Origin of the sequence: Microbacterium hanjuni (assembly GCF_043556395.1) — a bacterium.
In the GTDB taxonomy this organism is placed as follows: domain Bacteria; phylum Actinomycetota; class Actinomycetes; order Actinomycetales; family Microbacteriaceae; genus Microbacterium.
Window position 1 is genome coordinate 342,088 of record NZ_JBIGIK010000002.1, and the last position, 19,426, is coordinate 361,513.

Consider the following 19,426-nt stretch of genomic DNA (forward strand, 5'->3'; position numbering starts at 1 on the left):
TCAGCCCACGGGGGCGGGGTAGACGAACGGGGCCTCGGCGAGATCCTCCGGGAACACCTGCAGCACCTTCGCGTCCTGCACCTGCATGACGACGACCGAGGCGTTCGTGTTCTGTCCGGTCTCGTCGAAGGACACCGGTCCGTCGTTGACGACGAGAGGCTCGTAGGTCGTTTCGGCGATCGCGTCACGGATGGCGGCCGGGTCGCTCGATCCCGCTTCCTCGATCGCCTGGGCGATCAACATCACCGCGTCGTAGGTCAGCACGGCGCTGGTTCGGATCGGCTCGTCGAACTCTTCCTGGTACTGCTCGGCCAGCGCGAGCGAGGCCTCGTTGGTGACGTCCCAGTGGTAGTTCGAGTCGAAGTAGTTCTCGCCGCCGTTGGGGGCGTCCGTCACGAAGCGGGGCTGGTCGTAGCCGCCGTTCGCCACGCCGAAGACCGCGTCGATGTCGGGCGCGATGGAGCTGACCGCGCGCGCGATCGCGAGACCGTCGTTGTAGTACCCGGACACCGCGAGAACCTCGGCGCCCGACGCTGCGACCTGCTGCACCTGAGTGGACAGGTCGCTCGAGGCCGGGTCGTAGCTGATCGCCGGATCCACCGTGATGCCGTGCTGCTCGGCCTGGGCGGCGAAGGCGAGGTAGGCCGACTCGCCGAAGTTGCCCTGCTCGTACAGGTAGCCGACCCGGGTGACGGGGGTCTCGCTCGCCTCGCTGATCTCGGCGAGGTAATCGGCGCTCTGCGAGCCCATCATGCTCGCGGACGGCTGGATGCGGAACGAGTAGGTGTAGCCCTGCTGGAGGATCGAGTCCAGGGCCGACACGTCCATGACGAAAGGCACGCCGCTGCGCTCGGACACCGAGGCGATGTTCGCACTCGTACCGCTCTGGTACGAACCCACCAGTGCCGCGGCACCCTCCTGGATGAGACGGGTCGCCTCGCTCTGGCCGGTCTCGGGCTCACCGCGGGTATCGGCTGCCTCGAGGACGAGCTGAGCACCGCCGAGCGACTCGATGCCGCCGGCCTCGTTGATCGCGTCGACGGCCATCTGCGCGGCGTTGCTCATCTGCTGACCGTCCGCCGCGTTCGCGCCGCTCAGCGGATGCAAGGCTCCGATCACGATCTCATCGACGCTCTCGCTCGATTCCGGCGCAGCGCTTCCGACGGCTGACCCGGCGCAGGCGGCGAGGACGAAAGCCCCCGCCACCAGCCCCGCGGTTGCGGTGGCGATCCTAGTTCCGGTTCTCACGTGGTCTCCTCAAGTAGGGGTGTTCCGTCCAGCGACACTGTTTCTCTGTGCGGAACGATTGCTGAACATTCGGGTGGAACACGAGGGACGTTACGCCCCGATTTCCGGCCCCCCGTTGCCCAATTGTGAACAGTTTGTTTCTCGTGCTCGGAAATCGCTTCCAGCCGTTCCGTCCAACGAAACGGCTCGCTACGCTCGAGCCCGACGAAGGGTAGCGATGTCCACACCAACCGAATCTCCCGTCTCCACGACGACCCGCGTGGCCCAGGTGCTGCTCGCCTTCGGCGGGGCAGCCGGCCCGCTGGGCGTGTCCGAGATCGCTCGCACGTGCGGCTTGAGCAAGGCCGTGGTGCACCGCATCCTGCAGTCGCTGGTGGAGACCCACCTCGTCACGTACGTGCCGGAGCAGCGTCGCTACACGCTCGGCCCCGCAGCCTTCGCGCTCGGGCGCCTCGCCGCAGAGCGCAACGATCTGAGGGCTGCGGGGATGCCGGTCATCTCGCACCTGGCGCGCGTGACGGGGGAGACCACGACCCTCACGGAGCGCTTCGGACACCACCGGCAGTACGTCGGGCAGGTGGTCAGCACCAATCCCATCCGCATCACGATCCGCCTCGGGGAGACCGTGCCGCTCTGGTCGGGAGCGAGCGGGCTCAGCATCCTGGCCTTCATGGACCCCACGGACGTGGACTACATCCTGAGCTCGCACCGCTCGGAGTACACGAGCGCCACCGTGACCGACGACGCCGGGATCCGGGCACGCCTGGCGGAGATCCGCGAGCGGGGGTGGGCGCACACGGCCGGAGAACGCGTGCGCTTCTCCAGCAGCATCGCGGCACCCGTCTTCGACCTGGAGGGCGTGCCGGTCGGGTCGCTCTCGGTCGCCTATCTCGTCGACCGTCTCGGTTCCGCCGACCACTTCGCCCTGGCCGAGCTCGTCACCTCGGCGGCCGCCGACGCGGGAGAGCGACTGCGCACCATCCAGCGGGGAGAGATCGTCCCCTGACGCGCCAGAGGGTGACGCAGTCGTTGCTGCGCCACCCTCTGTTCGGCGATCCGCGGTCAGGTCGTTCGGCGTCGCGCGCGTGTTGCAAGGATCAGCGCAGCGGCTCCCACCGTGAGCGCCAGCGCTCCGCCGCCGATCAGCGGCCACGCCACCTCGGAGCCGGTTCCCGCGAGCGCGCCGCGCGTCGCAGCATCCGAACCGCCGTCCGCGTCACTCCCGGCAGTCGGCAGTCCTGCCGTCGGGTCGGGCGAGCCGCTCGGGGAAGGTTGCGGCTCTCCCCCGCCACCGTCAGGATCGGTCGGCTCGGGGTCGACGGGCGGGTCTTCAGGGTCGACGGGCGGGTCGACGGGCGGGTCGACGGGCGCCGCCGCCCGAGCCCCGGCGAACCACACCGAGATGCGCTCATCTGCGGAACCCGAAACGAACGGGTCGATCACTCGGCTGCTGACGACCTGACCGGCCGCCTGGCGCTCGGCGGTCACCGACGCGGGAGCGATGTCGTCTTCGACCCAGTCGACGATCGACGCCAACCAGTCGACGGTGGATTCGCCGGGTCCACCCGTGCAGTGTCCGACACCGGGCAGCAGGAACAGCCGGGCGTACTCGTCGGTCACCGCAGCGCCGCCGTCGCGTTCGACGACCGACTCGAAATAGTCGATCGTGCCATACGGCGTGATGAGCGGGTCGGCGAGGCCGTGGTAGAGGATGAGCTTGCCACCGCCCTCGGCGAAGGCCGACAGGTCGGGATCCTGCGCGTTGTAGATCTCGGCCTGGGCGTCCAGCTGTCGGTATTGCGTGCTCGGATCGAAGTCGCTCAGGGCGTATGTCGAGCCGGGATCGTCCGGGAAGGCGAGGTAGCGGAGCACGTTCTGGGCGTACGACCCGCTGCCCGAGAGGGATGCATCCGAGCTCACCGTCGAACCCCGCCACAGGGCTTCGGAGCCGAGCGGCACGCCGCCGGGGTAGAGGACAGTGCCGTCCTCGGCCACCGGGGCCGAGTACAGGCGCTGGACGGTCTGCACCTGCTCGGCCGTCAGGCAATCCGCCCCGACCACCCCGTCGGCGCACTGCAGCGTCGCCGGCGAGAAGTCGCAGCCGATCGGGTCGCTGATAACCCCACCGACACCGCCGCAGGCCTGCTGCACGGCGGCGGAGAGGGTCGCGATCGCCGTCGTGGTCAGAATGGCCGTGCCGTCCGCGCGACGGTTGGCTTTTTCGAAACCGCCCTGCGAGAGCACCGCGAGGTAGTTCTGGTAGAGGGCGGGGGCACCCGCGACGATGCCGTCGAAGTCGTCGGGGTACCGCTGAGCCTCACTCAACGCCTGGCGACCCCCCGTCGAGCAGCCCTGGAAATAGGTCGTGTCGGCGGCCTGGCCATAGACCTCCACGATCAGCGCGTCGGCGACGACGGCGAGCAGGTGCGGGGAGCGATAGCCCCAGTCCGCCTCGGCCTGCGGGTTGTCCAGCGCCCACTCCGCCCCGCCGCGCGGGTCGACGTGACCGGAGTCCTCCGCCCCGACCGCGAAGCCCGCGGTGAGCGCGTCAGCGCAGCTCGCGATGGGGGTGTAACCGCAGAAGCCGCCGCAGCCGGTCTGGAAGTAGCGGCCGTTCCAATCGGTCAGGGGAAGTTGCACCGTGTATCCGACCCGCCCCTCGATCACCCCCGAAAGCGAGCAGGCGAGGTCGCCCGATGCCGTCGTGATGATGGTCGCCGTCACGATGGTCGCCGTGACCGCGCTCGCTGCACCCTCGGCATCGTCGTCGCTCGCCGTGATCTCCGACCCCGTTCGTGCCGAACACTGCGCGTCGGTGATGGCCGCGACGGCCGCGGGCTGTTCCTCTGGTGGGAACGGCGCTGCCGCTCCGAAAGACGGCGTCGGCACGGCCACCAACGCGGCGGCGATCACCGCCGCGATCATCATCGGTCTTGTCTTTTTCATCGGGGATCCCATCCTGAAGCGTTCGACGGACGTGGAGCGTCGAAACGGATTCTTCTCGTCGGCCGTCATCGAACCGGTCACGCGGCCATTACGGTCTGGTTTCGTCTGCGCCCTTGGCGGCGACGGTGTTCCGCCGACTCGAACGCGGGAGCCGAGTGTTCCCGATAGCGGAACAGCGGCCCCGTGTAGCGTCGGAGGATGGCCCGCTCCGAACTCGTGATCTCCGTTCCCAACGACCAGCTCGCCGGCGACCTCGCCCCCCTCCCCGCGGGAGTGGAGGTCGTGGTCTGGCCGATGACGGACGACGCGCCCCGCGACCGTTTCGACATGGTGGTCGGTCCGCACGCGAACCTGACGGCGGCCCTCGCTCACCTGGACGGCGTCGAGGTCGGCCTGCTGCAGAGCCAGTCGATCGGGTACGAGGGGGTCGCCGAGCACGTCCCCGCGGGTGTCCCGTTCGCCAACGCCGCCACTGTGCACGAGAGCTCGACCGGTGAACTCGCCGTCGCCCTGGCCGTGGCCGCGCAGCGGCTCATCCCCGAGTTCGTGCGCGCGCAGGACGAGCACGAATGGCGGCCGCGTTTTGCCGAGAGCCTGGCCGACCGCCGGGTGACACTGCTCGGCTTCGGCGGTGTCGGCAAGGCCATCGCCGCCCGTCTGCAGGGCTTCGAGGTGCAGCTCACCGCGGTGGCGACCCGGGCACGCGAAGAGGACGGCGTCACCGTGCGCGCCCTCGCTGATCTGCACGACGTCCTGGCGAGCACCGAGGTGCTGATCGCTTCGCTCCCCGGTGGCGACAGCACGCGGCACGTGCTCGACGCCGCGGCGCTCGCAGCGCTTCCCGACGGCGCGCTCATCGTCAACGTCGGCCGGGGTCCGCTCATCGACACCGACGCGCTGGTCGCCGAGGTGCGAAACGGTCGCCTGCGCGCCGCGCTCGACGTGACCGATCCCGAGCCGCTCCCCTCCGACCACCCGCTGTGGGCGCTGCCGGGCGCACTCATCGTTCCCCACGTCGGCGGTGACTCGAGCGCGATGCGGTCGCGGATCACCCGACTGGTGCGCAACCAGATCGAGCGGATGCTGGCGGACGAGCCGCCGCTCAACGTCGTGCTCGAGGGCTGAGCTCAGCGCCGGTCGAGGTCGCGGCCCGACCAGAGGTCGGCGCACTCGACGTCCGTCACGGGCCGCCCGTCGAGGAAGGAACCGGCGCCCGCGTCTCCGACGAGTTCCGCGGTGAGAGCCGGCCAGTGCACCGACCCCAGCAGCACCGGATGCCCGGGCCTCCCGTCGTAGCGCGCGCGCACGAGCGCCGAACGGAGATCCGCGATCCCCGCCGCCGCGATGACACGCTCGACCGCCGACGCGGGCAGTTCGGGAGTGTCGACGGGCACGACGACGACCGCCCGAGCTCCGCGCGCTGCATCGAGGCCCGCGCGCAACGACCGCGACATCCCCGCCCCCCAGTCGGCGGCGATCACCGTCCGGGCGGACGAGGGAACGAGGGCGGCGGCAGCATCCGCTCCCGCCCCCACCACGACCACCACCTCGTCGCATCCTCCGTCGGTGAGCGCCTCCACGGCGAGGGTGAGCCATGACTCACCCCCGGCGGTGCGGGCCAGGGCTTTCGGACCGCCGAACCGGGTGCCGGCACCGGCCGCCAGCACGATCCCGCAGATGCCGCCCGACTCGCTCATCGCGCCACCCTAGCCCCGCCCCCGTGCAGCCGGTCCCCACCGCCGCGTAGCGAGCAGGAAACACGACGCGACTACCGTGAAGGGATGCTGGAACTCGCCCGAGAGCTGCTGCCGCTGCTGCGTCGCGGTGAGGCCGTCGCCGTCGTCACCGTGGCCCGGGTCGCCCGCAGTGCACCGCGCGGAGCCGGCGCCGCCATGGCTGTGACCGGAGCGGGCGAGGTGATCGGATCCATCTCGGGCGGATGCGTCGAGGGCGACGCCGTGCTGCTCGCGACCGAAGTGCTCGCGACGGGCCTCCCGCGGCGCGCGACGCTCGGCTTCACCGACGATGCCGCGCACGCCGCGGGCCTCGCGTGCGGAGGCAGTGTCGAGGTGATCGTGCATCGCGTCACCCCCGACGACGAGGTGGCGATCGGCGCTCTCGAGGCGGCGGACGCCGACCTCCCGACCGCCGTGGGAATCGTGCTCGGTGGAGCAGCCATGGGCCGGACGGTGCCCCTCGAGCCGGGCGCGGCCGAGACCACCCGCACGCTCGCCACCGACATGCTCGCCGTCGTTCATCTCCCCCGCCCACGGTTGGTGGTGATCGGTGCGGGCGAGCACGCCATGGCCCTCGCCCGCGTCGCGAGCGCAGCAGGGTTCTTCGTCGCCGTGTGCGATGTGTGGGAACGGCTCGTCACCCCGGAACGCTTCCCCTCGGCCGAGCTGCTCGTCGTGGCGACCCCCGCCGACGAGCTGGAAACGCTCGTGGGGGCGTCACCGCAGCGCGCGGCGGTGTGTGTACTGACACACGACGAGCGCGTCGACGTGCCCGCGATCGCCCGTGCGCTGCGCCTGGGCGTGGGCTTCGTCGGCGCGTTGGGGGCTCGGTCCACGGTGGCGCACCGAGAGGTGCTGCTGCGGGCGGCCGGGGTCACCGACGAGGAGGTGGCGCGCCTGCGCAGCCCGCTCGGTCTCGACCTCGGTGGCGTGAGTCCGGAGGAGTCTGCGATCGCGGCGCTCGCCGAGATCGTGGCCGCACGTCACGGCGGCTCGGGCGCTCCCCTGCGCGACGGTGACGGCCCCCTGCACCGCCGGACCGCTGCGCCCACGTGCGCGACCGACTTCGAAGGAGCAGCCCGATGACCCTCCCCGACACCGCCGCCGAGACCGATCGCGCCTACCTCGACCAGGCGATCGCGCTCGCGCGCGCAGCCCGAGACCGCGGCGATCACCCCTTCGGTGCGATCGTGGTCACGCCCGCGGGCACGATCGTCGAGGGGATGAACTCCGTGCTCACCGAGCACGATCCCACCGGCCACGCCGAGACGAACCTCGTCCGCCGCGCGGCAGCGACGCTGGAAGCCGTCGAACTCGCGGCCGCCACCCTCTACACGAGCACCGAACCCTGCGCGATGTGCGCGGGGGCGATCTACTGGTCGGGTATCGGGCGGGTCGTCTACGCGCTCAGCGAGGATGCGCTCATCGAGATGGTGCGCGAGCAGGAAGGCGTGCCGACGATGGCGTTGCCGTGCCGCGAGGTGTTCGCCCGCGGTGGCCGCGCGATCGAGGTCGTCGGCCCCGTGGAAGTGGCCGGCGCCCGCGAGGTGCACGCCGGTTTCTGGAGGTAGCTGCACGCGTTCGAGGCCTTGACAAATTAAATCGTCAAGGCCTACGGTGAGCGCATGGATGACATCCGAGTGCTCGAAGACAGTGCCGCAGTGGAGGTGGCGCTCGATCCGATGCGGTCGGCGATCCTCGACGCGCTGAGCGAACCGGGGTCGGCCTCCACGATCGCCACGGCGATCGGCTCGACGCGTCAGAAGGTGAACTACCACCTGAAGGCGCTGGAGACGCATGGCCTCGTGGAGCCGGTGGAGACGCGCACCTGGGGCGGCATCACCGAGCGGTTCGTCCAGCGTTCGGCCCGCTACCTCGTCGTTTCGCCGAGCGTCCTGCAGAACATCAGCCTCGACCCCGACCAGGTCGCCGACCGGCTGTCCGCCGCCTTTCTCATCGCCGTGAACGCCCGAGCAGTGTCCGAGGTGGGGGCCATCACCACGGGCGCTCCCCCCGACACGCGCGTACCCACCTTGACCCTGGACACCGTCATCGGTTTCGCATCCCCGAGCGATCGGGCCGCGTTCGCCGTCGACCTCCAATCGGCGATTGCGGCGTTGGTCGCCGAGTACCACCACGACGAGGGGCGGCCGCATCGGTTGACCGTCTCGTCCTACCCCCAACCGAAGGAGTCGTCATGAACAGATCAGAGCGGATCGAACACCGGGCGGAGCGCACCTACGAGGTGATCGCCACCCCCGAGCAGGTGTGGGAGGTCATCGCGACCGCCGAGGGTCTCACCTCCTGGATGCTGCCCACGAACCTCGAGCCCCGGGTGGGCGGCGCCGTGACCTTCGACCTCGGCGACGTCACCTCCACCGGCGTGGTCACGGCCTACGAGCCCGACGCGCGTTTCGCCTTCGAGGAGCCGTGGCCCATCGCCGAGGAGCCGGAGAACCTGGCACCCGGCATGGCGCAGTGGTTCGAGAGCATCGGCGTGCCGCTGTCGGAGGTCTACGAAGGCCTGACCCACGTCTCCCCGATCGCCACGGAGTTCCTCATCGAGGCCGGATCCGGCGGGACGTGCGTGCTGCGCGTCGTCACCAGTGCCTACGGGAACGGCGCGGAGTGGGAGAACGAGTTCTTCGACGAGATGGTCGCGAGCCTCGGCGCGATCCTCGACAACGTCGCGACCCGGTTCCCCGCCTCGGTGCGGTGATCTCGGCTGACGCGGCCGGGAGCGCGGCCGCGGTGGCGAGGAGCGCGGTGGCGGGCCGCGGTGGCGAGGAGCGCGGTGGCGGGCCGCGGTAGCGGGCAGCGCGGCCCCGGCGAAACACCGCGGTAACAGGGCCTGCTTAGGCTGGGGGGACTGCGTGTCCTATCACCATGGCCGGCCCGCGCGGGTCGGGGCCTGCTCAGGGCGGGGACTGCGGCGACATCCGTCACTGCATCCTCGAAGGAGAAAGCCATGTCCACCGTCGACAAATCCCAGGTCGGTCTGAACGAACGCCAGTACCACATCGGCATCGCCCCCGGTGAGGTGTCCACCGTGGCGCTGCTGCCCGGCGATCCGTTCCGGGTGCCCTTCGTCGCGGAGTTCCTCACCGACGTCACCGAGGTCGCGCACAACCGCGAGCACCGCACCATGACGGGGTGGTACAAGGGTCGGCACATCACCGCGACCTCGACCGGGATGGGGTGTCCGTCCACGGCGATCGCCGTCGAGGAGCTGGCTCGCGTCGGCGTCACCTCCTTCATCCGGGTGGGCAGCTCCGCGGGGCTGCAGCCCGGCGTCGCGCCGGGCGATCTGCTCGTGAGCGAGGGGAGCCTGCGCAACGACGGCACCACCGACGCGTACGTTCCGCGCGGGTTCCCGGCGATTCCCGATCTCGGGCTGACACTCGAGCTGAGCCGCCAAGCCGAGCGCATCGCGGCAGCATCCGGCACTCGCTCCTTCACCGGCATCAGCACGAGCAGCGATGCCTTCTACGCCGAGACTCCCGAGCTCATCGCCCAGCTGAGCGGCATGGGAATCCTCAACATCGAGATGGAGGCGTCGGCGATGTACGTCGTCGCGCGCCTGCGGGGCCTGCGGGCAGGAATGATCTGCGCGTGCTCGAGCAACCTCGTCGACGGCGATTCGCTGTACTCCGACAAGAACGCGGCGCTGAAGGGCGGCTGGATGCGCTCGATCGAGGCCGCCCTCGAGACCGCGGTCGAGCTGGAGCTGTGATGACGCGCACCATCATCGAGGGCGGGTACGTGACCACGGTCGCGGGGTCCGAGTTCGACGGCGGTCACGTCGTGTTCGAGGACGAGCGCATCGTCGCCGTCGGCCCCGGTGCGGCTCCCGCCCCGTGGCGCGAGGGCGCTGCCGTCGTCGATGCCCGCGGGTGCCTCGTCACTCCCGGGCTGATCAACACCCACCACCACCTCTACCAGTGGCTGACCCGGGGGTATGCCCAGGACAGCATCCTGTTCGACTGGCTCACGTCGCTGTACCCGCTCTGGGCGCGGATCGACGCGGGTCTGGTCGGATCCGGCGCCGCCGGCGCGATGGCGGTGCTCGCCCGTTCTGGGTGCAGCACGGTGGGCGATCACCATTACGTGTTCCCCCGAGGCGGCGGCGACCTCGTCGGCGCGATCGTCGAAGCATCCGCTCGCATCGGCGTGCGGCTGCACGCGACGCGCGGTTCGATGGACCGCGGGCAATCCCAGGGCGGGCTGCCGCCGGACTTCGCGGTGGAGTCGACGGATGCTGCGCTCCGCGCCTCGCAGGAAGCGGTCGAGCGTTATCACGATCGGTCGTTCGATTCGATGGTGCGGGTCGCCGTCGCTCCCTGCTCGCCGTTCTCCGTGACGGAGGATCTGCTGCGTGAAGCGGCCGTCTTGGCGCGGTCGCTCGATGTGCGGCTGCACACGCACGCCTCCGAGACCGCCGAGGAGGACGAGTACTGCCTGGCCACCTTCGGCAAGACGCCCACCGATCATCTCGGCGACCTCGGCTGGCTCGGCGAGGACGTCTGGATGGCGCACGCGGTGCGTCTCGACCCCGCCGGGATCGCGCGGTATGCCGAGACGGGAACGGGTGTCGCCCACTGCCCCTCGTCGAACGCGCGGTTGGCCGCCGGGATCGCGCCGGTGCACGACATGCTGAAGGCCGGGGTGCCCGTGGGTCTGGGCGTGGACGGTTCGGCGTCGAACGAGTCGGGGCAGCTCGGACCCGAGATCCGCGAGGCCGTGCTCATGAACCGCCTGCGCACGGGATCGGATTCGTTCTCGGTGCGCGACGGGCTGCGGATCGCGACGATCGGCGGTGCGCGGCTGCTCGGGCGGGAGGCCGAGATCGGTTCGCTCGAGGTCGGCAAACTCGCCGACATCGCGGTGTGGCGGATCGACGGGGTGGAGCACGCCGGCCTGCTCGACCCCGTGGCCGCGCTCGGACTCGCCTCGATGCCGCCCGTGGCGCGCCTGTTCGTGAATGGCCGCAGCGTCGTCGAGGACGGGATGCTGGTCACCGCCGAGGAGCCCGTCATCGCCGCCGAGGTGGCCGCCGCGTCGCGCGAACTGGCGGGGCGGCTATGAGCGCCCGATCGAATGCCGCCGCCGCTGCGCGCAGCATCCGCTCACCCGCGTCGGAGACTTCGACGAACGTCGGAGCATCGGCGCGGAATCCTCCGACCTTGGTGCAATTCTCCGACGGAAGTGAACGACCCGAATGACCCCTCGCATCCCGCTCGTCATCGACACCGATACGGCCGCCGACGATTGTTTCGCTCTCATGATCGGGCTGACCGACCCGCGCGCCGATCTGCGGGCGATCACGATGGTGGCCGGCAACGTCGGGTTCGAGCAGCAGGTCGAGAACGCCTTCCTCACGCTCGAGGTCGTCGGGCGACGCGCCGACGTTGCGGTGCACCTGGGTGCGCGGCAGCCGCTCGAGCGCGAGTGGGCGAGCGCCACCGACGTGCACGGCGACGGCGTGGGCGGTCAGCGGCGCGAGGGCACCGAGACCTCGTCGAGCGAGCCGGCCGAGGAAGCCCTCGTGCGTCTCGCGAAGGAACACGCCGGCGAGCTCAAGATCGTGGCCATCGGGCCGTTGACCAACATCGCCTTGGCCGTGAAGCGCGATCCGGAGTTCGCCGCGAACATCGCGGAGCTCGTGATCATGGGCGGTTCGATCAACGCCCGCGGCAACATCACCGCCGCGGCCGAGTACAACATCTACGTCGACCCGGAAGCCGCGCAGATCGTGCTCGACGCGGGCTTCCGCTCCGTGCGCTTCGTGACCTGGGATCCCCTGTCATTGCGCGATGCCGTCTTCGATGCCGCGATGATCGACCGCATCCGCGCCCTCGGCACCCGTCGCAGCGCCTTCTTCGTCACCGCGAATCAGAAGACCTTCGACTTCGACGTCGCCGTGGGTGTCGGCGGATCGATCCACTGCGATTCGCTTTCGGTGCTGGTCGCCCTCGAGCCGTCGCTGGTTCTCGAGGAGAACGGCTATTTCGTGGCCGTCGAACTGCAGGGCGAACTCACCCGTGGCGCCACGGTCTTCGACTGGCGGGCCGTCGCTCCGCCGGCCAATGCGACGGCGATCGAGAGCATCGACCGCGAGCGCTTCGTGGATGCGATGCTCGGGATGCTGGCGGCGGACTGACCCGCGACGGGCGCCGACCTCAGCTGTGGCGGTCGTGGCGCTCGTGACGCGGCTCGTCGCGGCCCGCCTCGAGGGCCTCGGCCTTCGAGGTGAACGGGCCGATGGCTCCCTTTTCGCCGTCCGCCCGGATGTACCAAGCACCGTCCTGGTGGAACGTCTCGATCTCTCGTTCGGGCATCACGATCTCCTTGCTCGATGGGAGATCCCTTTCTACCGGGGGGCGCCGCGTCCGACACTGGACGTTTGTCGCACACGCCTCCTCATCGCGACCTGACACCGATGTTCGTCTGAGAAACATCCGAGTAATGCGCGGGTGATTGACTGATCCTCCAGCAGAGGGGGCCAGCGTGGACATCAACACCGTCACGAGCTTCCGCCGCGCGCGCACGCGCGCCGACCTGACGCTCGCCCCGGGTGAGATCTTCCTCGGCGGCGGCACATGGCTGATGAGCGAACCGCAGCCCGGCGCCACCGGCTTCGTGGATCTCACCACCCTCGACTGGCCCGATCTCGAGGTCACTCCCGAGGGCCTGCGCATCGGTGCGACCTGCACGATCGCGCGGTTCGTCTCGTGGGCGCAGAGCCCGGAGGTTCCCGTCGAGTGGACGGCCGTCGCGAGGGTTCCGGATGCTGCGAACGCCCTGCTCGCGGGATTCAAGATCTGGCGCACCGCGACCGTCGGCGGAAACATCTGCCAGTCCTTCGCCGCGGGAGCGATGACCTCGTTCGCCGCGGGGCTCGACGCGGTCGCCGAGGTGTGGATGCCCGGCGGCGGCGAGCGCCGCGTGCGGGTCGCCGACCTCGTCACGGGCAACCAGGAGAACGCCCTCGCCCCGGGCGAAGTGCTGCGCGCCATCGAGATCCCCGCGCACGCGCTGCGCTCGCGCCTCGTGCTCCACAAGATCGCCCTCGCCGAACTCGGCCGGTCCGGTGCCGTCGTCACCGGCCGCATCGACCCCGACGGCGCGAGCGTGTTCGGCATCACCGCCGCGACCCGCGCGCCCACCGTGCTGCGTTTCCCGCGGCTTCCGGATGCTGCCGACCTCGCGGCCGCGGTGGGCACAGCATCCGGCTACTACAGCGATCCCCTCGGCCCCGCCGACTGGCGGCGCGGCGTCAGCCTCGTGCTGGCCGAGCGCATCCGCAGCGAACTGGAGGCGGCGTGAGATTCGACGTGAACGGCGCCGAGGTCGAGGCGGATCCCCGCCCCGGGCAGTCGCTGCGCACCCTGTTGCGCGAACACGGGCACTCCGAGGTCAAGAAGGGGTGCGACGCCGGCGACTGCGGCGCCTGTTCGGTGCTGCTCGACGGCGAACCGGTGCACTCGTGCATCATCCCCGCGATGCGGCTGGACGGCCACGAGGTCACCACCGCGGCCGGGCTCGCCCCGGGAGACGACCTCCACCCCGTGCAGGAGGCACTGGCCGCCGGCTTCGGCTTCCAGTGCGGATTCTGCACCGCCGGCATGGCGGTCACCGCCTCCACCCTCGGCCCCGACGACCTTCCCGACCTCGACCGGAAGATGAAGGGCAACCTGTGCCGGTGCACGGGCTACCGGCCCATCCGCGAGGCGATCCGGGAGTCCGTGCTCGGCGCGGTGCGCGAGACCGGACCGAGCCGCGTGGCCGGCGACGGCGTCGGCGCCTCGCCGGCTCCTCCCGCAGCCCGCCGCATCGTGCAGGGGCTCGAGCCGTTCACCTTCGACGAGCCGGTGCCCGGCGCCCTGACCCTGCGGGTGCTCGGCTCCCCGCACGCCCATGCGCGCATCCTCTCCCTCGACACGACGGCGGCCCGCAGCATCCCGGGCGTCGTCGCGGTCTTCACGCACGAAGACGTGCCCGACGTCCTGTACTCGACCGGACGCCACGAGCACCGCACCGACGACCCCGACGACACGCGGATGCTGGATGACACCGTGCGCTTCATCGGCCAGCGCGTGGCGGCCGTCGTCGCCGAAACCGCCGCCGCTGCGGAAGCCGCCTGCCGCGCGATCCGCGTCGAGTACGAGGTGCTGCCGGCGGTCTTCGACCCGGAGGAGGCGCGCACCCCCGGGGCTCCCCTGCTTCATCCCGATCGCGCGCCCGAAGACCGCGTGGCGGAAGCCGATCGCAACGTCGTCGTCGCCCTGCACGACGAGAAGGGCGGCGACGCCGATGCCACCCTGGCGGCGAGCGCCGTGTCGGTGAGCGGAACCTGGCGCACCGCCCGGGTGTCGCACGCCCAGCTCGAGACGCACGGTGCCGTCGGCTGGCTCGACGACGACGGCCGCCTCGTCATCCGCGCCAGCACCCAGGTGCCGTTCCTCACGCGCGATGAGCTCGCCCGAATCTTCGACCTCGACCCGTCCCGTATCCGCGTGCTGACCGCGCGCGTGGGCGGCGGCTTCGGCGGCAAGCAGGAGATCTTCGCGGAAGACCTCGTCGCCCTCGCGGTGCTGCGCACCGGGCGCCCGGTCGCCTACGAGCTGTCGCGCACCGAGGAGTTCCAGCGGACCGCGCTGCGGCACCCGATGCGGGTCGCGGTGAGCCTCGGCGCCACCGCCGACGGCGTGCTCACCGCGATGAAGGTCGACGTGCTCAGCGACACCGGCGCCTACGGCAACCACGCGATCGGCGTGATGTTCCACGGGGTCGCCGAGTCGACGAGCGTCTACCGCGTTCCGGTGCGTCGGGTCGACGCAGAGGTGGTCTACACGAACAACGTGCCCTCGGGCGCCTTCCGCGGCTACGGCCTCGGCCAGGTGATGCTCGGCGTGGAATCCGCGATGGACATGCTCGCCGAACGGCTCGGTATCGACCCGTTCGAGCTGCGCCGGATCAATGCCGTCCGCGAGGGCGACCCCCTGCACCACGAAGAGGACGACCGCTACGAGGAGGACATGGTCTGGGGCAGCTACGGCCTCGACCAGTGCCTCGACCTCGCCCAGACCGCGCTGCGGCGGGGCAACGGCGTCGCCGCCCCCGCCGGGGCGAACTGGCGCGTGGGCGAGGGCATGGCGATCGCGATGATTGCCACGATGGCCCCGCGTGGCCACATCGCCCATACCTCCGCGACCCTCCGGCGCGACGGCACCTTCGTGCTGCGCGCGGGCACCGCCGAGTTCGGCAACGGCACCACGACCGTGCTCCGCCAGATCGCGGCGACCGACCTGTCAGCATCCTTCGATCGCCTCGAGCTGCTGAGCGCCGACACCGACCTCGTCTCGCACGACACCGGCGCGTTCGCCTCGGCGGGGATCACCGTCGCCGGCAAGGCTCTGCACGCGGCCACCTCGACTCTGCGCGACCGCCTGCTGCACCTCGGCGCCGAGATCGCCGGGTCCCAGCGCCGAGTCGACACGTTCTCGCCGAACCCACACGCTGCCGACGCCGAGAAGGTGTCGACTCGACGGGGGGATGTCGGTTCGACGGATGCTGGCGGGCCAGAGCCCGTGCTCACCCCCGACGGCGTGCAGGTCGGCGACCGGCTCGTGCGCTTCGCCGAGCTCGTCGACGCCGCCCCGGAGAACACCGAGGAAGGATTGCGGGTCGAGGGGGCGGAATTCGGCGAGCTGCGCTCGCTCGCCTTCAACGTGCACGCGGTGCGCGTGGCGGTCGACGTCGAGACCGGCACGGTGAGGGTGCTGCAGTCGGTGCAGTCCGCCGACGCCGGGGTCGTGCTCAACCCCGAGCAGTGCCGCGGCCAGATCGAGGGCGGAGCCGCCCAGGGGCTCGGCAGCGCCCTCTACGAAGAGGTCTACATCCAGCCGGACGGTCGGGTGCAGAACCCGATGTTCCGCACCTACCGCGTTCCGCAGTTCGCCGACATCCCCGACACCGAGGTGTACTTCGCCGACACCGACGACTCGGTCGGTCCCTTCGGGGCGAAGTCGATGAGCGAGTCGCCCTACAACCCGGTCGCCCCCGCGGTCGGCAACGCGATCGCGCGCGCCCTCGGGGTGCGCGGCTTCGAGCAGCCCTTCTCGCGCGACCGCGTGTGGCGGCTCGCCCAGACGCTGCCGGTGACCACCGGGCCGGCATGACCGCGCCAACACCTATCGTGGAGCGCGTGCCCGACGCCCGCCCCGATGCCCCCGACGACGCCTTCATCGGGCAATCGCTCGGGCGCGCGATCCGTGAGGCGCGCACCGGGCGCAAACTCTCGATGCGGGCCTTGGCGACGGCGGCCGACATCAGCCAGCCCTTTTTGAGCACGATCGAGAACGGCCAGACGATGCCCTCGCTCGCCACGCTCTACCGGATCGCGAAAGTGCTGGGGATCTCGCCCTCCGCGCTTCTGCCCGCGATGCCCGAGCCGGAGGTGATCCACCTCTCCCGGGCGGATGCCGGCCCGTGGGCGCCCATCGCCGACGTCGCGAACGCGGGCGTGCACCGCGTGATCTCCTCGGCCGACGCGCGCTCGGCCACGGTGCAGGAGTACCGCATCGAACCGGGCCAGTACATGGGCGACTGGTTCGAATCCGACGGCGACCTCACCGTGTACGTCGTGGCCGGGCGGATCACGGTCACGATCGAGGGTCGGGGGGAATGGCAGCTCGGCGCGGGCGACGCGATCGCCCACCCCGGGGCGCTGCGCAACCGCTGGTCGGTCGTCGGCGACGATCCGGTGCGCATCCTGCTGGTCTATGCCGGCGACTCCTGATCTTCGGAGCTCCACGAAACAACCTTGTAACCCGATCGCTATTTGCAATCAACGATAGTTATTTACTATCGGTCTCAGGACGGCACGCCGCGTCCCGTCGCATCACCCGCTGCGATGACCGAGTTCCGCCGCGCACCCGTGTATCGGGGGCAGCCGCGGGAGAGGGAGAGACCCGATGACCTCGAAACGACCCATGCTGCGCCGCCTCGCCGCGGGAGCGGCCGTCGCCGTCGGCGCCCTGCTACTTTCGGCGTGCGCCGGAGCCGATTCCTCCTCCCCCGGCGAGAGCACGTCGCCCGCCGGCGACCTGGGCGAACTCACCGTGCAGCTCAGCTGGATCCTGAACGAGGAGTGGTCCGGCGAGTTGATCGCCGACAGCGAGGGGTACTACGCCGACGCGGGACTCGCCGGCGTGCAGCTCGTTCCCGGACCCTCGAGCGGCGTCCCGGAGCTGCTGTCCGGTACCGCCGACCTGTCGCTCACCGACGCGCTGTCGGTCGGCGCCGCGGTCGCGAACGAGGGGGCGCCACTGAAGGTCATCGGTGCCACCTTCCAGAAGAACCCCTTCACGATCGCCTCGCTCACCGACGGTGCCGACATCACGACGCCCCAGGACATGATCGGCAAGAAGATCGGCGTCCAGGACTCCAACCGCGCTGTCTTCGACGCCTTCCTGGCCGCGAACGACATCGACCCGGCCGAGGTCGAGATCGTGCCGGTGCAGTACGACCCGGCACCGCTGACCACGGGCGAGGTCGACGGGCTCATCGCCTTCGTGACCAGCCAGTCCGTGACCATCGAGTTGCAGGGCCTGGAGGTCACCGACCTGCTCTTCGCCGACAACGGGTTGCCGTTCGTGGGTCACGTCGTCACCGCGACCGATGAGACCATCGCCGCTGATCGCGACGCGCTCAAGGCGTTCCTCACCGCCGAGATCCGAGGATGGACCGACGCGGTGGCCGACCCGAGCACCGGTGCACAGCTCGCCGTCCAGGAGTACGGCTCCGACCTCGGCCTCGACCTCGAGAGCTCGACCGCGAGCGCCACCGCGCAGGCGGAGCTGCTCGTCGTCTCGGAGGAGACCGCGAAGAACGGACTCTTCACGATCTCGGACGACCTGCAGGAGCAGACCCTCGCGAGCCTCGCGACCGCGGGGTACGAGCTGAGCGCGGCCGACCTGTTCGACCTCAGCCTGCTCGACGAGGTTTACGCCGAGAACCCCGATCTCGTGGCGTACCAGCAGTGATGGGCGCGCTCCCGACGACCCTGCTCACGCCCGACATCATCGTCACGATGGATGACCGGCGCACGGTTCTGACCGACGCCGCCGTCGCCGTGCAGGGCGACACCATCGTCGCGGTGGGCCCGCGCGCCGACCTCGAGGCCCGCTACCCCGCCGCCGCCCGCATCGACCTGCCCGATCGCGTGCTCCTGCCCGGGCTGGTGAACGCCCACCACCACTCCGGGATGCTGCGCGGCACGGCCGAGCACCTCCCGGTGTGGGAGTGGCTGCGCCTGCACATCGACCCGATGCACCGGGTGCTCACCGCCGAGGAAGCCGAGGCCGCCGCCTGGCTCTGCTACGCGGAGGGGCTCCTGTCGGGAACCACCACGGTGGTCGACATGTGGCGGTACATGGACGGCGCCGCGCGCGCAGCATCCACCCTCGGAAACCGCGTCGTGACGGTGAACTACGTCGGCGCGCACCCCGACTTCGACTACTTCGACACCCTCGATGACAACGAGCGGATGCTGCGGGAATGGACGGGCGCCGCGAACGGGCGCATCATGCCCTGGGTCGGTCTCGAGCACCCCTTCTACGCCGACGCTGCGGGCCAGCAGCGCGCCATCGCCCTGGCGAACGAGTACGACACCGGCATCTACACCCACTGCAGCGAGGCCGAGATCGAAGTCGCCGACTTCGTCTCGCGCTACGGCGTGCGGCCGATGTTCGCTCTCGAGAAGCTCGGGTTCTTCGACACCCCGAAGGCGATGATCGCCCATGCCGTCTGGCTCGACCCGGCCGAAGTGCAGCTCATCGCCGACCGCGGTGTCGGAGTCTCGCACAACCCGGTGTCGAACATGAAGCTCGCGAGCGGTATGGCGCCGGTCGCCGAGATGATCGCGGCCGGCGTCGAGGTCGGACTCGGCACCGACGGGGAGAAGGAGAACAACAACCTCGACATGTTCGAGGAGATGAAGGTGGCCTCCCTCCTCGGCAAGCTCCGGACGATGGACGCCGCCGCCATGGACTCGTGGCAGGTGCTGCACATGGCCACCCGGGGAGGAGCGGCCGCGATCGGACGCGCGGGCGAGCTGGGCGCGATCGCCCCCGGCTTCAAGGCCGATGTCGTCGCCGTCCGCACCGACACCCCGCGCATGACGCCGCTGCTGCCCAGCGGCGGGTACGCGAACATCCACCACAACCTCGTGCACGCCGTACGCGGCTCGGACGTCGACCTCACGATGGTCGACGGCGACGTCGTCGTGCGCGACGGCCGGCTCGTGAACGCCGACCTCGGCGAACTCATCGCTCGGGTGCGCTCCCTGGTGCCCGATCTGTTCGCCCGCCGCTCCGCGTGGCTGGACGCCCAAGAAGATCCGAGCGGACTCTTCCACGGCTGACACGGGAGCGGTGACCGGCTGTAACACGGCCTGAATACGCTCGACCCACCATCCGAACCCCGACGGAGAC

Annotated in this window: 18 protein-coding genes; 14 read left to right on the forward strand and 4 right to left on the reverse strand. The window is 70.5% G+C overall.

From position 1 onward, the window contains the following. Positions 1-1,248, reverse strand: coding sequence for an ABC transporter substrate-binding protein (locus ACFXP5_RS09290; protein WP_394527904.1), 1,248 nt, complete (start codon positions 1,246-1,248; stop codon positions 1-3). A 217-nt stretch (positions 1,249-1,465) separates the two neighbouring features. Here ACFXP5_RS09290 and ACFXP5_RS09295 point away from each other — a divergent pair, with 217 nt between their 5' ends. Further along, entirely contained in the window at positions 1,466-2,254 is a 789-nt protein-coding gene (locus ACFXP5_RS09295) for an IclR family transcriptional regulator (protein ID WP_394544412.1), read from the forward strand. Positions 2,255-2,310: 56 nt separating this feature from the next. Here ACFXP5_RS09295 and ACFXP5_RS09300 read toward each other — a convergent pair whose 3' ends face one another. Further along, on the reverse strand, positions 2,311-4,194 hold the full coding sequence (locus ACFXP5_RS09300; RefSeq protein ID WP_394544414.1) for a tannase/feruloyl esterase family alpha/beta hydrolase: 1,884 nt from the start codon (positions 4,192-4,194) through the stop codon (positions 2,311-2,313). A gap of 198 nt (positions 4,195-4,392) precedes the next feature. Here ACFXP5_RS09300 and ACFXP5_RS09305 point away from each other — a divergent pair, with 198 nt between their 5' ends. Beyond that, positions 4,393-5,319, forward strand: a complete 927-nt coding sequence (locus ACFXP5_RS09305) for an NAD(P)-dependent oxidoreductase (protein ID WP_394544415.1) — start codon at positions 4,393-4,395, stop codon at positions 5,317-5,319. Positions 5,320-5,321: 2 nt separating this feature from the next. Here ACFXP5_RS09305 and ACFXP5_RS09310 read toward each other — a convergent pair whose 3' ends face one another. Next, positions 5,322-5,891, reverse strand: a complete 570-nt coding sequence (locus ACFXP5_RS09310; protein WP_394544416.1) for a nucleotidyltransferase family protein — start codon at positions 5,889-5,891, stop codon at positions 5,322-5,324. Positions 5,892-5,975: 84 nt separating this feature from the next. Here ACFXP5_RS09310 and ACFXP5_RS09315 point away from each other — a divergent pair, with 84 nt between their 5' ends. The 7 genes from ACFXP5_RS09315 (at position 5,976) to ACFXP5_RS09345 (ending at position 12,090) form a co-directional block, all read left to right on the forward strand. After that, the gene (locus ACFXP5_RS09315) at positions 5,976-7,016 is read left to right on the forward strand and encodes an XdhC family protein (RefSeq protein ID WP_394544417.1); all 1,041 of its coding nucleotides are present in this window, start codon (positions 5,976-5,978) and stop codon (positions 7,014-7,016) included. Beyond that, positions 7,013-7,501 (forward strand): nucleoside deaminase, encoded by a 489-nt coding sequence (locus tag ACFXP5_RS09320; RefSeq protein WP_394527910.1) that lies wholly within the window; start codon positions 7,013-7,015, stop codon positions 7,499-7,501. The genes ACFXP5_RS09315 and ACFXP5_RS09320 overlap by 4 nt, the downstream gene beginning before the upstream one ends. A gap of 54 nt (positions 7,502-7,555) precedes the next feature. Beyond that, the gene (locus ACFXP5_RS09325) at positions 7,556-8,131 is read left to right on the forward strand and encodes an ArsR/SmtB family transcription factor (RefSeq protein ID WP_394544418.1); all 576 of its coding nucleotides are present in this window, start codon (positions 7,556-7,558) and stop codon (positions 8,129-8,131) included. Beyond that, positions 8,128-8,649: an SRPBCC domain-containing protein gene (locus ACFXP5_RS09330; protein WP_394544419.1), complete on the forward strand. Its 522-nt coding sequence runs from the start codon at positions 8,128-8,130 to the stop codon at positions 8,647-8,649. Before ACFXP5_RS09325 ends, ACFXP5_RS09330 begins: the two co-directional genes overlap by 4 nt. 249 nt (positions 8,650-8,898) lie before the next feature. Next, a complete protein-coding gene (locus ACFXP5_RS09335) occupies positions 8,899-9,663 on the forward strand; it encodes a nucleoside phosphorylase (protein WP_394527913.1) in 765 nt (254 codons plus the stop codon). Continuing rightward, positions 9,663-11,015, forward strand: a complete 1,353-nt coding sequence (locus tag ACFXP5_RS09340; protein WP_394544420.1) for an 8-oxoguanine deaminase — start codon at positions 9,663-9,665, stop codon at positions 11,013-11,015. The genes ACFXP5_RS09335 and ACFXP5_RS09340 overlap by 1 nt, the downstream gene beginning before the upstream one ends. 133 nt (positions 11,016-11,148) lie before the next feature. Next, entirely contained in the window at positions 11,149-12,090 is a 942-nt protein-coding gene (locus tag ACFXP5_RS09345; protein ID WP_394544421.1) for a nucleoside hydrolase, read from the forward strand. 19 nt (positions 12,091-12,109) lie between these two features. Here the strand turns inward: ACFXP5_RS09345 and ACFXP5_RS09350 are convergent, their stop codons facing one another. After that, complete coding sequence (locus ACFXP5_RS09350) at positions 12,110-12,268, reverse strand: DUF2188 domain-containing protein (protein WP_394527916.1); 159 nt, start codon at positions 12,266-12,268, stop codon at positions 12,110-12,112. Between the two features lie 169 nt (positions 12,269-12,437). On the opposite strand from ACFXP5_RS09350, the gene ACFXP5_RS09355 reads away from it, so the two are divergent. The 5 genes from ACFXP5_RS09355 (at position 12,438) to ACFXP5_RS09375 (ending at position 19,356) form a co-directional block, all read left to right on the forward strand. Next, positions 12,438-13,256 carry an FAD binding domain-containing protein gene (locus ACFXP5_RS09355; protein ID WP_394544422.1) on the forward strand — a complete coding sequence of 273 codons (819 nt, stop codon included), beginning with the start codon at positions 12,438-12,440 and terminating at the stop codon, positions 13,254-13,256. After that, complete coding sequence (locus ACFXP5_RS09360; protein ID WP_394544423.1) at positions 13,253-16,111, forward strand: molybdopterin-dependent oxidoreductase; 2,859 nt, start codon at positions 13,253-13,255, stop codon at positions 16,109-16,111. Before ACFXP5_RS09355 ends, ACFXP5_RS09360 begins: the two co-directional genes overlap by 4 nt. 26 nt (positions 16,112-16,137) lie before the next feature. Further along, positions 16,138-16,731, forward strand: coding sequence for a helix-turn-helix domain-containing protein (locus ACFXP5_RS09365; protein ID WP_394544424.1), 594 nt, complete (start codon positions 16,138-16,140; stop codon positions 16,729-16,731). Positions 16,732-16,906: 175 nt separating this feature from the next. Next, a complete protein-coding gene (locus tag ACFXP5_RS09370) occupies positions 16,907-17,977 on the forward strand; it encodes an ABC transporter substrate-binding protein (RefSeq protein ID WP_394544426.1) in 1,071 nt (356 codons plus the stop codon). Further along, positions 17,977-19,356, forward strand: a complete 1,380-nt coding sequence (locus ACFXP5_RS09375) for an amidohydrolase (protein ID WP_394544427.1) — start codon at positions 17,977-17,979, stop codon at positions 19,354-19,356. The genes ACFXP5_RS09370 and ACFXP5_RS09375 overlap by 1 nt, the downstream gene beginning before the upstream one ends. Positions 19,357-19,426: the final 70 nt, after the last annotated feature.